Below are 13202 nucleotides of genomic sequence, written 5' to 3'. Positions count from 1 at the left end.
TAATAAGACCCCTGAGGATAAGTCTATTGATCGAGTAGGAATTCAGCGTCCATCTCTGTGAAGCAACGGCGCCCCCGCCGCAACGGTCACAGCGATGGAAGCGCCCCGATGTCTTTGGCGATCGCCGATAGAATTTCTTCAGCCAGGCCCTTTCGATGGCCTCGCCTCTCGCGAGCCCGCTGGCTGTCTCCGGTGCTGCTTCTGGCCTTGTGGGAGTTGGGATCGCGGCTCGGCGTGATCCCCGAGCGGGTGCTGGCCGCGCCCTCGACGGTGGCCGAAACCTTCTGGGCGCTGACCATCTCCGGCGAGCTGCCCGCCAACCTGCTGGTGTCGCTGGCGCGGGCCGCCGCCGGCCTGGCGATCGCGCTGGCCGTGGCTGTGACCCTCGGACTGGTCGCCGGTCTGTCGCGCCTGGGCGAGACCGCGATCGACCCGCTGATGCAGATCAAGCGGACCATCCCGTCCCTGGCCCTGACCCCGCTGTTCATCGTCTGGTTCGGCATCGGCGAGACGCCGAAGATCGTGCTGATCGCGGTGGCGACCACCTTCCCGATCTACCTGAACCTCTTCGCCGGAGTGCGCGGCATCGACGTGCGGCTGGTCGAGGCCGCCCGGAGCTTTGGCCTGTCGGGCTGGAGCCTGGTGCGCGAGGTGATCCTGCCGGGCGCCCTGCCCTCGTTCTTCGTCGGCCTGCGCTACGCCCTGGGCGTGTCGGTGCTGGTGCTGGTGGTGGCCGAGCAGATCAACGCCCAGGCGGGCCTTGGCCACCTGATCAACAACGCCCGCGATTTCATGCGGACCGACATCATCGTCGTCTGCCTGCTCGTCTACGCCCTGCTCGGCCTCGGCGCCGACGCCCTCGTCCGCACGCTGGAGCGCCGCGCTCTGGCCTGGCGGCCCAGCCTCGTGGAGCAATGACCATGGTCCAGCCGCGCATCCGCCGCCGCGCCTTCGACACCGTATCGCCCGCGCCGGCTTCGCCGTCGATCGCCCCGCCGTCCGTCGCCCCGGCCGTGAAACTGACCGGCTTCGTCCGTCAGTTCGGCGAGAACCGGGTCATCGACGGCCTCGACCTGTCGATCGCGCCGGGCGAGTTCGTCGCCCTGCTGGGCGCCAGCGGCTCGGGCAAGACCACCCTGCTGCGCACCCTGGCCGGGCTGGATCCGGTCGGCGACCAGGACGTCACGACGCCGAGCACCCGCGCCGTGGTGTTCCAGGACGCCCGCCTGCTGCCGTGGAAGAAGGTCTGGCGCAACGTCGCGCTGGGCCTGAAGGACCCAAGTTTCAAAAAGGGGGGCGTCCGGGCCAGAGCCGAAGCGGCGCTGAAGGAGGTCGGCCTCGGCCACCGCCTCGACGCGTGGCCCTCCACCCTCTCCGGCGGCGAGGCTCAGCGCACGGCCCTGGCCCGCGCCCTCGTACGCGAGCCGGGCCTGCTGCTGCTCGACGAGCCGTTCGCGGCCCTCGACGCCCTGACCCGGCTGAAGATGCACGATCTGGTCCTCAACCTCTGGCACGAGCACAAGCCGGCCGTCCTGCTGGTCACCCACGACGTCGACGAGGCCATCTCGCTGGCCGACCGCGTGCTGGTGCTCAACAAGGGCAGGATCGCCGCCGAGGAGCACATCACGCTGGAGCGCCCGCGTGCGCCGGACGCGCGCTTCCAGGCCATTCGCCGTCGCCTGCTCGGTCACCTGGGCGTCGAGGCGCCCGTTTCCCTGCAAGAGGCCCCGCACGAGGGCGCCCTGATCGCCTTCCCGACCGGCGAGGCCGTGCAGTGAGCACCGCCGCCGCCCGCCGCCTGGAGCCTTCCCCGCGCCTGCCCGACCTGGACGCGGTGCTGCCGGGCCTGACGCAGGCCTTCGCCGCCACCGCCGGCCGTCACGACCGCGAGGCCAGTTTTCCCTTCGCCAATTTCCAGGCCCTGCACGAGGCGGGCCTGCTGGCCCTGACCGCGCCCAAGCGCCTCGGCGGCCTGGAAAGCGACCTGCCGACCGCCCTGAAGGTGGTCTCGGCCGTCGCCCGGGGCGAGCCGGCCACAGCGCTCGTCCTGGTGATGCAGTACCTGTTCCACGCCTCGGTCGAGGGGCGTTCGGGCTGGCCCGAGCACCTGAAGCAGCGGGTCATCGGCGACGCCATTGACCACGGGGCCTTGATCAACGCCCTGCGGGTCGAGCCTGATCTCGGCACGCCGGCCCGCGGCGGCCTGCCGGCCACCATCGCCCGCCGCACGCCGGAAGGCTGGCGGATCAGCGGCCGCAAGATCTACTCCACCGGCTCCAGCGCCCTGACCTGGTTCGTGGTCTGGGCCCGCAGCGACGACGCAGCCCCCCTGGTCGGCGGCTGGCTGGTCCGCGCCGACAGTCCCGGCGTGGTCATCGAGGAGACCTGGGACCACCTGGGCCTGCGCGCCAGCGCCAGCCACGACGTGGTGTTCGAGGACGTGCTGGTCCCGCTGGACCACGCCCTGGACCCGCAGCCCCCGGGCGCTCCGCCGCCCTATTCGGCCGTGTTCGGAACCTGGTCGTCGGTGCTGACGGCGGCGATCTACGACGCCGTCGCGCGCTCGGCCCGCGACTGGCTGGCCGACTTTCTGCTGGCCCGCAGGCCCGCCAACCTGGGCGCCAGCCTCTCGACCCTGCCCCGCTTCCAGGAGGCCCTGGGCGAGATCGACGGCCTGCTGCTGGCCAACCGCGTGCTGCTGGACAGCGCCGCGCGCGGCGACACGGCCGCCAGTGAAAGCGGCCTGGTCAAGCACCTGGTCACCGAGAACGCCATCACCGTGGTCGAGAAGGCCCTGAAGCTGACCGGCAATCCTGGCCTGACCCGCGCCAACCCGCTGGAGCGCCATCACCGCGACGTGCTGTGCGGCCGCGTGCACACCCCCCAGGCCGACGTGGTGCTGACCGGCGCGGGTCGCGCGGCCTTCGCCTCCCGGGAAGATATCGGTGCGGAGGCGGCGCCATGAGCCGTCTCGTCGTCGCCAGCCAGCTGCCCGAGGTGTTCAACAGCGTCTTCGCCCAGCATGCGGCCGACGCAGAGATCATCGCCGTGCCGCCGGGCCTGACCACGCCCCTGCCACCCTCGGCCAAGGTCCTGGTGGCCGCGCCGTTCCGCAAGGCCGGCGGCGTGCTGCCCAAGACGCCGCCGCCGGGCTGGCCGTTCGACGTACGCTGGGTGCAGCTGGTTTCGGTCGGCATCGACTTCTATCCGGACTGGCTGTTCGACGGCCCCGTAGTGACCTCGGCGCGCGGCTCGTCGGCCGTGGCGCTGGCCGAGTTCGCCCTGGCGGCGATCCTGGCCGACGCCAAGCGCCTGCCCGAGATCTGGATCGACAAGGCCGAGCGCTGGACGCCCCAGCCGCTGAAGCTGATCTCCGGCACCACGCTGGGTCTGGTGGGCTTCGGCGCCATCGGCGAGGCCCTGGCCCCGCGCGCCCAGGCCCTGGGCCTGAACGTCATCGCCACCCGTCGCTCGGACAAGCCGATCCCCGTGTCCGGCGTCGAGCGGGTGGCCGACCTGAAGACCCTGTTCGCCCGCAGCGACCACGTGGTGCTGGCCGCTCCGGCGACGCCGGAGACCGAGCGCCTGATCGGCCGCGAGGTCCTGGCCCACGCCAAGCCCGGCCTGCACCTGATCAACATCGCCCGCGGCGCGCTGATCGACGACGACGCCCTGCTGGCGGCGCTGGAGGACGGCCGCGTGTCGCGCGCCAGCCTGGACGTCACCTTCCCCGAGCCGCTGACCGACGGCCACCCGTTCTACGGCCATCCCAAGGTGCGCCTGTCGCCCCACACTTCGGTGCACACCCCCGACACCCGCATCAACCTGGCGACCAGCTTCGCCCAGAACCTCGCACGCTTCCGCGCCGGCGCGCCCCTGGCCGACGTCGTCGACCTGTCGCGCGGCTACTGAGAACAAGGACCCTTTCGCGATGACCGCGATCCCCTCACCCCGCGGCTTCGCCGCCGCCGGCCCGCACCCCGCCAAGATCGAGACCGTGCTGCCGCCGTTCGGCGCGGGCGAGATCCCCCAGCAGCCGACGCTCGAGCTGGAGCGGCTCTATCGCAAGCAGCGCCTGGCCGCCGGCTATCGCCTGTTCGGCCGCTACGGCTTCGACATGGGAGGCGCCGGCCACATCACCGCCCGCGATCCCGAGTTGACCGACCACTTCTGGGTCAATCCGCTGGGCGTGCACTTCTCGCGCATCAAGGTCAGCGACCTGATGCTGGTCAGCCACGCGGGCGAGATCGTGCAGCCGCCGGCCAAGGCCCCAGCCCGCCTGAACCGCGCCGCCTTCGCCATCCACTCGCAGCTGCACGAGGCGCGCCCCGACGTGGTGGCCGCGGCCCACTCGCACTCGCTGTACGGCAAGGCCTGGTCGGCCCTGGGCCGGCTGCTCGACCCGCTGACCCAGGACTCGGCGGCCTTCTACGACGATCACGCCCTGTTCGAGGAATTCTCGGGCGTGGTGCTGGACACCAGCGAGGGCCAGAAGATCGCCAAAGCGCTGGGGCCCAAGAAGGCGGTGATCCTGCAGAACCACGGCATCCTGACCGTCGGCCAGTCGGTGGAAGCGGCCGTCTGGCGCTATCTCGCCCTGGAGAACGCCTGCCAGGCCCAGCTTCTCGCCGAAGCGGCGGGCCCGACCAAGCCGATGCCGCCGGAGGTCGCCAAACATACCGCGAGCCAGGTCGGCACGGAGCTGGGCGGCATCTACGCCTTCCAGCCCTACTGGGACATCGTCACCGAAGAAGAGCCGGACCTGTTCGACTGATGACCGGCCTTTCCCTTTCCCGCCGCGACCTGATGTCCGGCGGCCTTTCGATCGCGGGCCTGTCGCTGGCGGGCCTGACCACCGTGAACCTGGCGGCCTGTTCGCCCCCAGGCTCTGGCAAGGGCGACGACAAGGCCGGCTCGCTGGCCGACCTGACGCTCAGGGTCGCCACCTATCGCGGCAATCCCGAGAGCTTCTTCGGCGAGGCCGGCATCGCCGCGCCGCCCTACAAGCTGGCCCGCACCCAGTTCGCCGGCGGCAACTTGATCGCCGAGGCGATCAACGCCCGGGCGCTGGACTTCGGCGGCATGAGCGAGATCCCGCCGATCTTCGTCGCCGCCCAGCCCGGCAACCAGGTGCGCATCGTCGGTGTGCTGCAAGGCGACGTGAACAACCAGGTGGTCCTCGTGCCCAAGGGCTCGCCCATCAGGGACTTCAAGGACCTGAAGGGCAAGCGCGTCGGCTACGTGAAGGCCACGACCTCGCACTACATCCTGCTGCGGCTGCTGCAGGAGGCGGGTCTGGCCTGGAGCGACATCCAGCCGGTGGCGCTGAGCCCGCAGGACGGCCTGGCGGCCTTCCAGAGCGGGGCGCTGGACGCCTGGGTGATCTACGGCGTCATCGTCTACCAGGCCCGCGCGGCCGGGGCGCGGGTGCTGCGCACGGCGCTGGGCATACTGTCGGGCAACTACCTGATCACGGCGGCCAAGGAGGCGCTGGACGATCCCGTCCGCTTCCAGGCGCTGGGCGACTATGTCAGCCGCTACAAGCGGGTGTTCGACTGGATCAACGCCGATGGCGACCGCTGGGCGCAGGCCCGCGCCAAGGCCACGGGCGTGAAGGCCGAATACTACGCGCAGGAGTTCCGCGAGAAGTCGTCTCCGAGCATCCTTGGCCCGATCAGCGAGGCGGCGATCGCTTCGGAGCAGGCGGTGGCCGACACCTTCGCCGCCGCCAAGATCATCCCTTCGCGTGTCGACGTGCGCCCGCTGTGGGATGACCGCCTCTCATCATTCCTGAAATAATGTCGAGCGCTGCAAATATATCCGATGACTTCGGACGATATGAGCAGAGCTATTCGCTCGATCATTTTATATTCGTTGAGATAAGCGGCCTCACCAAGACAAATCCCCATCGAACAAGTCGGGGATAGATCCGTGCAGACCTTCAAACTTCAGCTTCTCGCCTTCACTTCAGGCCTCGCCGTCTCCGGCGGGGCCTTGGCGGCCGAACCGGCGCCGGCCGCCAATACCGACGACAGCGGGTCGGCCGCCGTCGAGCAGGTGATCGTCACCGCCGAGCGCCGCGCCACCGACCTGCAGAAGACCGCCATCGCCATCTCGGCCTTCGGCCCGCAGGTGCTGGCCGACCGCAAGGTCGACAACATCCGCGACCTGGCCGGCCAGATCCCGAACCTGTCGATCAGCCGCGTCACCATCAGCCACACCACCCAGACCTATGCGCTGCGGGGCGTCGGCGAGGCCGATCCGATCCAGGAGCCGGTGCTGGCGGTCTATGTCGACGACGTCTACGTGCCCCGCCAGATCGGCTCGATGATCGAGTTCAACGACCTGGAGCGCATCGAGGTGCTGCGCGGCCCGCAGGGCACGCTGTATGGCCGCAACTCCAGCGCCGGCGCCCTGCGGATCATCACCCGCGATCCGGGCGACGCGTTCCGGGCCAAGGCCGAGGTTGGCCTGGGCAGCTACGGCGCCGTCGACGTCCGGGCGCTGGTCGAGGGCCCGATCGTCGAGGGCAAGCTGGCCGGCAGCCTGTCCTACATTCACCACAAGCGCGACGGGGTGACCTTCGACCCGACGCTGAACCACGACGTCAACCGCATCGACCTGGACGCCTACCGCGCCAAGCTGCGCTGGACCCCGACCGAAAAGCTGGACGTGCTGTTCACGCTGAACGCCCTGCGCGACCGCAGCGACACCCGCAGCTACATCCCGGTGAACCAGCCGGGCGGCGTGTTCGACAAGCGCCGCTCCTATTCCGAGGTCGAACCGACCCAGGACCTGGACCAGATCAGCGGCTCGATCCGCGTGCAGTACGCACTGAACGACAACCTGAAGATCAAGTCGATCACCGCCTATGGCGGCTTCAACCTCAATCCCGTCAACTACGACAACGACGGCGAGGCGGCGCTGATCCAGAAGAACCTGATCCATTACAACGACCAGTACGTCACCCAGGAAGTCCAGCTGAACGGCGACTACGGCCGCCTGACCTTCACCAGCGGCCTCTTCTACCTGCACGAACGGTTCTTCGTGGAGCGCGACGGCTACAGCCGCCGCAACGCGCAAGCGACCAATCCGGTGACGACGCCGGGCAACTACAACTTCGCCCGCGCCCACAACATCACCAACACCGACGCCTACGCCCTGTTCGGCGAGGCGACCTATGCGGTGACCGACCGCCTCAGCCTCACCGGCGGCCTGCGCTGGACCAACGAGGAGAAGGAATTCACCTTCGACAACAAGGTGCTGAACCTGGCCGGCCAGGTGATCGGCCAGTCGATCGCGGGCACGGCGAACAAGACCTGGTCGGCGATCACGCCCAAGCTGACGGCGCAGTACCAATGGACCCCGGACGTCTCGCAGTACGTCAGTTACTCCAAGGGCTTCAAGTCGGGCGGCTTCGACAACCGCGCCACGCGCTTGGACCTGGCCACCCTGCCCTTCGCGCCCGAGGACGTGACCACCTTCGAGGCCGGCCTCAAGACCCAGGCCTTCGACCGTCGCCTGCGAGCCAACCTGGCGGCGTTCTACAACGACTACCAGGACCTGCAGGTGTCGTTCTACGACCCGGCCTATGTGGGCAGCCGCCGCGGCAACGCCGGCCAGGCCCATACCTACGGCGTCGAGCTGGAGACGCAGGCGCGGCCGACCGAACGGGTGGGCCTGAACTTCAACGTCGGCTGGCTGTTCGCGGTCTATGACGACTACAAGGGGGCCGGCGGCGCGGGCGTGAACGCCGACGGCAACCGCCTCTTGAACTCGCCGCGCTGGAACCTGTCGGGCGGCGTCACCTGGGACGTGCCGGTCGAGATCCCCGGCGCCGTCCGCGTCGGCCTCGACGCCCAGTGGCAGAGCGGCGTGGTCAGCAGCGCCACCCCGGCGGCGGGCGGCCAGAACAACATCCCGTCCCAGGGCTTCCTGAACGGCACGATCACCTGGACCGCGCCTGATCCGCACTGGGCCGTGCAGCTGTCGGCGCGCAACCTGCTCGACAGCGACAAGCCGGTGACCTCGACCTACACGCCGTCGACCGGGGTCTACTACCTGAACTTCCCCGATCCGCGGACCTGGCTGGTCACGCTGAAGTACGCGCTGTGACGTCATGAGCAGCACGCCCAACCTTCCCCGTCTGGCAAAGTTCGTGGGTGATCTCGGCGCCCTGCTCGACCGCACGGGCGAGGAAGCCGAGATCCTGAGCAAGGGGCAGGCCTTGCTGACCGGCCTGATCGCGCAGGACGATTGGCTGCCGGACGCCTACGCCCAGCCGAACCCGGCCCGCTACCAGCAGTACCTGCTGCACTGCGACAGCCGCGAGCGATTCAGCGTGGTCAGCTTCGTGTGGGGGCCGGGCCAGGCCACGCCGGTGCACGACCACACGGTCTGGGGCCTGGTGGGCGTGCTGCGCGGGGCCGAGCTGTCGCAGCCCTATCGCCGCGACGGCCAGGCCCTGGTTCCCGACGGTCCGGTCCACCGGCTGGAGCGCGGAGAGGTCGAGGCCGTCTCGCCGAGCGTCGGCGACGTGCACCAGGTCACCAACGCCTTCGACGACCGCCCCTCGATCAGCATCCACGTCTACGGGGCCAATATCGGCGCGGTCCGCCGCGCCACCTACGACGCCGAGGGACGCAGCAAGCCCTTCGTCTCCGGCTACTCCAACGACACCCTCCCCAACCTGTGGGACCGCTCAAAGCCGGTCCCCGCCGAGGCCGCGCCATGACCCTGCCCGTCGTCACGCCCCGCGAGGTCCGCCAGGACCTGATCGCCCGCCGCGAGATCGCCCTCCTGGACCTGCGCGAGGAGGACCCCTTCGCCAAGGCCCATCCGCTGTTCGCCTCGCAGCTGCCGCTCAGCCGGCTGGAAGTCGAGATCCTCGACCGCGTGCCCCGCAAGGAGACGCGGATCGTGCTCTACGACGACGGCGAAGGCCTCGTCTCGCCGGCCGGCAAGCGGCTGGCCGCGCTCGGCTATACCGACGTCAGGGCGCTGAAGGGCGGCCTGCAGGGCTGGAAGGACGCCGGCTACGAGCTGTTCCAGGACGTCAATTCCTACAGCAAGGCGTTCGGCGAACTGGTCGAGGCGCGGCGGCACACCCCTTCCCTTCCCGCCCAGGAGGTGCAGGCCCGCATCGACGCCAAGGCCGACCAGGTGATCCTCGACGCCCGCCGGTTCGAGGAGTACGCCACCATGAGCATCCCGGGCGGGGTCAGCACGCCGGGCGCCGAACTGGTGCTACGGGCCCGCGAACTGGCGCCCGATCCCGCCACCACGATCATCGTCAACTGCGCCGGCCGCACCCGCAGTCTGATCGGCGCCCAGTCGCTGGTGAACGCCGGCGTGCCCAACCCTGTCTTCGCCCTGCGCAACGGCACCATCGGCTGGACCCTGGCGCAGCAGAGCCTGGAAACCGGCCAGAGCCGCAAGTTCCCGGACGTCACCGAGCAGACGCTGGACGAGGCCCGCGCCAAGGCCCGCGACGTGGCCTACCGCGCTGGCGTCCGCCGCATCGACGCCGAGGGGCTGGCCGATCTGGCGACCGACCGCAAGCGCACCCTCTACCGCTTCGACGTCCGCACGCCGGACGAGTACGCCAAGGGCCACCCGCCGGGCTTCCGCAGCGCGCCGGGCGGCCAGCTGGTGCAGGAGACCGACGTCTTCGCCCCCGTCCGCGGCGGCCGCATCGTGCTGGCCGACGACCTGGGGCCGCGCGCCGACATGACCGCCTCGTGGCTGGCCCAGCTGGGCTGGGAGGTCTACGTGCTGGAAGGCGGGTTCGAGGGCGAACTGGCGACCGGCGCCTGGCGGGCGACCGAGCCGCCGCACCTGCCGGTGGTCGAGACCATCCTGCCGCGCGCCCTGGCCGAAGCCCTGAGTGAAGAGGCCGTGGTGGTGCTGGACCTCGCGCCCAGCCCCGCCCACCGCAAGGGCCACATCCCGGGCGCCTGGTTCGCCATCCGCGCCCAGCTGGCCGAGGCCCTGGAGCGGGTTCCCGAGGGCAAGCCGATCGTCCTGACCTCGCCCGACGGCGTGCTGGCCCGCCTGGCCGCGCCGGAGCTGGAGGACATCGCCGACCAGCCCGTGCGGGTGCTCGACGGCGGCACGGCCGCCTGGGTCGCCGCCGGCCGGGCGCTGGAGACGGGCCTTGCCCGCGCCGCCAGCGATCCGACCGACATCTACAAGCGCCCTTACGAGGGGACCGACAACGCCGCCGAGGCCATGCAGGCCTATCTCGACTGGGAGTTCGGCCTGGTCGACCAGCTGGCCCGCGACGGGTCGCACGGCTTCTACGTGATCTGAGGCGACGCCATGACCCTGACCCTCTACATCGCCCCCGGCAGTTCCTCGCTGGCCCCACTGGTGGCCCTGGAAGAGATCGGCGTCTCCTACGAGGTGCGCCGGCTCGACCTTTCGGCCGGCGACCAGCGCAAGCCGGAGTACCTGCGGGTCAACCCCAAGGGACGCATTCCCACCCTGCTGGTCGGCGACGAGCCGGTCACCGAGGTGCTGGCGATCCTGACCTATCTGGCCCACCGCTACCCGCACAGCGAGCTACTGCCGCTGCTGGAGCCGCTGAAGCTGGCCCATGCCTACGAGGTGATGAGCTGGTTCGCCAGCACCGTGCACGTGGCCTTCGCCCAGATCGCCCGGCCCGAGCGCTATGCCGACGACGAGGCGGTGAAGGCCGCCCTGGCCATGCCCGGCGAGGCCCGCTTCGCCCGCACCCTGGCCGACATCGAGCGCCTGGCCCAGGGTCCGGGGCCATGGCTGCTGGGCGAGCACTTCAGCGCCGTCGACGCCTACGCCCTGGTGATCTGGCGCTGGGCCGAGCGCCGCCAGATCGACCTCGCCGCCTATCCCGCCTGGAGCGCCAAGGCCACTCGCGCCTTCGCCCGCCCGTCCGTCGTCCGCGCCCTGCGCAAGGAGACGGCCCAGGCGCCGACCCACGCCCACTGACCCCCTTCTTCTCGCACCTCAGGAGCATCCCATGAGCGTCGAATTCATCGGTATCATCCACACCCAGAACGTCTCGGAGATCCATCCGCCGGCTGGCCCGGTCATCGACGTCGACTATGTCGAGAAGATCGCCCGCGCCCATGACGAAGGCGGCTTCGACCGCGCGCTCGTGGCCTTCCACTCGACCGGCCCGGAAAGCCAGCTGGTGGTGGCGCACGCGGCTTCGGTGACCAAGAACCTGAAGTTCATGATCGCCCATCGGCCGGGCTTCACCCAGCCGACCCTGGCGGCGCGGCAACTGGCGACGCTGGACCACTTCACCGGCGGCCGCGTGGCGGTGCACATCATCACCGGCGGCTCGGACGAGGAACTGGCCAAGGACGGCGACCACCTGACCAAGGACGAGCGCTACGCCCGCACCAGCGAGTACCTCGACATCGTCCGCGCCGAGTGGACCAGCGAAAAGCCCTTCGACTACAAGGGACAATACTATCAGGTCGATCAGGGCTTCGGCGCCGTGAAGCCGCTGCGCACGCCGCAGATCCCGGTCTATTTCGGCGGCTCGTCGGAAGCGGCGATCCCGGTCGCGGGCAAGCACGCCGACATCTTCGCCCTGTGGGGCGAGACCCAGGCGCAGGTTGCCGAGACCATCGCCCGGGTGCGCCACGCCGCCGCCAAGCATGGCCGTCAGGTGAAGTTCTCGCTGTCGCTGCGCCCGATCATCGCCGACACGGAAGAGGCCGCCTGGGCCCGGGCCGACGAGATCGTGGCCCGCACCAAGGCCCTGCGCGAGGCCGCCGGCCTGCCGACCAGCGGCCACCGTCCGCCCAACGCCGGCTCGCAGCGCCTGCTGGACGCGGCCGCCCAAGGCTCGCGCCTCGACAAGCGCCTCTGGACCGGCGTCGCCGCCGTCACCGGCGCGGCCGGCAACTCGACGGGCCTGGTGGGCACGCCGCAGCAGGTGGCCGAGGCCCTGCTCGACTACTACGACCTGGGGGTCACCACCTTCCTGATCCGCGGCTTCGATCCGGTCGAGGACGCCATCGCCTACGGTCGCGACCTGCTGCCGCTGGTGCGCAGGCTGGTGGCCGAGCGCGAGGCCCAACCCGCGGCGGCGGCGAGCTGACGCCATGGCCCCGTACGACGCCGGCGCGCCGGCTCCACAGCCGGAGACCGACTTCAGGGACGTGCTGGCCCACCTGGCCAGCGGCGTCGCCATCGTCGCGTGCTGGGAGGGCGAGACGCCGAGGGGCCTGCTGGTCAGCTCGATCACCGGCCTTTCGGTCGCCCCGCCCCGCTTCCTGTTCTGCGTGCGCAAGGAGGCGGGGTGCCACGACGCGCTGCTGCGGCGTCCCGACCTGTCGGTGGCGCTGCTGGGCGCGGCCGACGAGGAGGAAGCCCTGCGCTTCGCCTCGGGGTCGCGGGCTCGCGAACGGTTCGACCCCGGCCGCTGGCGGCTGCATCGCCCGACACCGCCGGTGTTCGGCGGCGGCGTGGCGCGGGCCGTGTGCCGGGTGGACACGGTGGTCGACGCCGGCAGCCACTCGATCTTCATCGTCGAGACCGAACACGTCGGGTTCTCGCCGGGGCCTGCGCTGGTGGCGTGGAACCGGGGGCTGACGCAGGTGGGGTGAGGGCTTCAAGATGCTCCCCCTGAAGGGGGAGCTGTCGCGGAGCGACTGAGGGGAAGTGATTGCTCGCTTTGAGGCGCACTTACCTCCGCAGACACTTCCCCCTCCGGCCCTTCGGGCCACCTCCCCCTTCAGGGGGAGGATCTTCAGGCCGCCGCCCTGATCCTCCGCAGCGTCGCAATCGCGCCCAGGCACGCCGCGGCGGCTTCGCGGCCCTTGTTGGCGGCGTCGTCGCGGCTGCGGACGACAGCCTGGCCGTCGTCATAGGTAGTCAGCACGCCGAAGGTGATCGGGGTCTCTGTGGCCAGGCCCGCCTGCATCAGGCCGATGCTGGCGCCCAGGCTGATGAACTCGAAGTGGGCGGTGTCGCCCTTGATCACGCAGCCCAGGCAGACGACGCCGTCATAGTGGCCGGTGCGGACCAGCGCCTGGGCCAGCAGCGGCAGCTCGAAGGCGCCCGGCGCGTCGATGACGTCGCCCTCGGCCACGGGCGCGCCGCCTTCCTGAAGCTGCGCCAAGGCGCCACGCAGCAGGCCGCCGGTGACCTCGGGATTGAAGCCGCTGACGACGACGGCGATGCGGGTTTCGGGTTGGGTCATGAAG

The 13202-nt window shown here is 70.4% G+C and carries 13 protein-coding genes; 12 read left to right on the top strand and 1 reads right to left on the bottom strand.

The features are described 5' to 3' along the window. Positions 1-192: 192 nt before the first annotated feature. From V6S85_RS00365 to V6S85_RS00310, 12 genes are all read left to right on the top strand, one after another. Positions 193-918 carry an ABC transporter permease subunit gene (locus tag V6S85_RS00365; protein WP_334347593.1) on the top strand — a complete coding sequence of 242 codons (726 nt, stop codon included), beginning with the start codon at positions 193-195 and terminating at the stop codon, positions 916-918. Next, complete coding sequence (locus V6S85_RS00360; protein WP_431830647.1) at positions 915-1778, top strand: ABC transporter ATP-binding protein; 864 nt, start codon at positions 915-917, stop codon at positions 1776-1778. The genes V6S85_RS00365 and V6S85_RS00360 overlap by 4 nt, the downstream gene beginning before the upstream one ends. Then, positions 1775-2965: an acyl-CoA dehydrogenase family protein gene (locus tag V6S85_RS00355; RefSeq protein WP_334347592.1), complete on the top strand. Its 1191-nt coding sequence runs from the start codon at positions 1775-1777 to the stop codon at positions 2963-2965. Before V6S85_RS00360 ends, V6S85_RS00355 begins: the two co-directional genes overlap by 4 nt. Next, positions 2962-3912, top strand: a complete 951-nt coding sequence (locus V6S85_RS00350; RefSeq protein ID WP_334347591.1) for a D-isomer specific 2-hydroxyacid dehydrogenase family protein — start codon at positions 2962-2964, stop codon at positions 3910-3912. Before V6S85_RS00355 ends, V6S85_RS00350 begins: the two co-directional genes overlap by 4 nt. Positions 3913-3931: 19 nt before the next feature. After that, entirely contained in the window at positions 3932-4774 is an 843-nt protein-coding gene (locus V6S85_RS00345; protein WP_334347590.1) for a class II aldolase/adducin family protein, read from the top strand. Continuing rightward, a complete protein-coding gene (locus tag V6S85_RS00340) occupies positions 4774-5799 on the top strand; it encodes an ABC transporter substrate-binding protein (protein ID WP_334347589.1) in 1026 nt (341 codons plus the stop codon). Before V6S85_RS00345 ends, V6S85_RS00340 begins: the two co-directional genes overlap by 1 nt. Before the next feature lie 132 nt (positions 5800-5931). Then, positions 5932-8115: a TonB-dependent receptor gene (locus V6S85_RS00335; RefSeq protein ID WP_334347588.1), complete on the top strand. Its 2184-nt coding sequence runs from the start codon at positions 5932-5934 to the stop codon at positions 8113-8115. A gap of 4 nt (positions 8116-8119) precedes the next feature. Continuing rightward, complete coding sequence (locus V6S85_RS00330) at positions 8120-8734, top strand: cysteine dioxygenase (protein WP_334347587.1); 615 nt, start codon at positions 8120-8122, stop codon at positions 8732-8734. After that, positions 8731-10311, top strand: a complete 1581-nt coding sequence (locus V6S85_RS00325; protein WP_334347586.1) for a rhodanese-like domain-containing protein — start codon at positions 8731-8733, stop codon at positions 10309-10311. Before V6S85_RS00330 ends, V6S85_RS00325 begins: the two co-directional genes overlap by 4 nt. Positions 10312-10320: 9 nt before the next feature. Then, on the top strand, positions 10321-10968 hold the full coding sequence (locus tag V6S85_RS00320; protein ID WP_334347585.1) for a glutathione S-transferase family protein: 648 nt from the start codon (positions 10321-10323) through the stop codon (positions 10966-10968). A gap of 31 nt (positions 10969-10999) precedes the next feature. Continuing rightward, positions 11000-12094 (top strand): LLM class flavin-dependent oxidoreductase, encoded by a 1095-nt coding sequence (locus V6S85_RS00315; protein ID WP_116568811.1) that lies wholly within the window; start codon positions 11000-11002, stop codon positions 12092-12094. Between the two features lie 4 nt (positions 12095-12098). Continuing rightward, positions 12099-12602, top strand: coding sequence for a flavin reductase family protein (locus V6S85_RS00310; protein ID WP_334347584.1), 504 nt, complete (start codon positions 12099-12101; stop codon positions 12600-12602). A 143-nt stretch (positions 12603-12745) separates the two neighbouring features. Here V6S85_RS00310 and ribH read toward each other — a convergent pair whose 3' ends face one another. Continuing rightward, positions 12746-13198: a 6,7-dimethyl-8-ribityllumazine synthase gene (gene ribH / locus V6S85_RS00305; RefSeq protein WP_334347583.1), complete on the bottom strand. Its 453-nt coding sequence runs from the start codon at positions 13196-13198 to the stop codon at positions 12746-12748. Positions 13199-13202 lie beyond the last annotated feature (4 nt).

This window comes from Caulobacter sp. CCNWLW153 (assembly GCF_036889365.1).
In the GTDB taxonomy this organism is placed as follows: Bacteria; Pseudomonadota; Alphaproteobacteria; order Caulobacterales; family Caulobacteraceae; genus Caulobacter; species Caulobacter radicis.
Note: the sequence above shows the minus strand (reverse complement) of the source record. Positions and strands in the feature narration are given on the sequence as shown.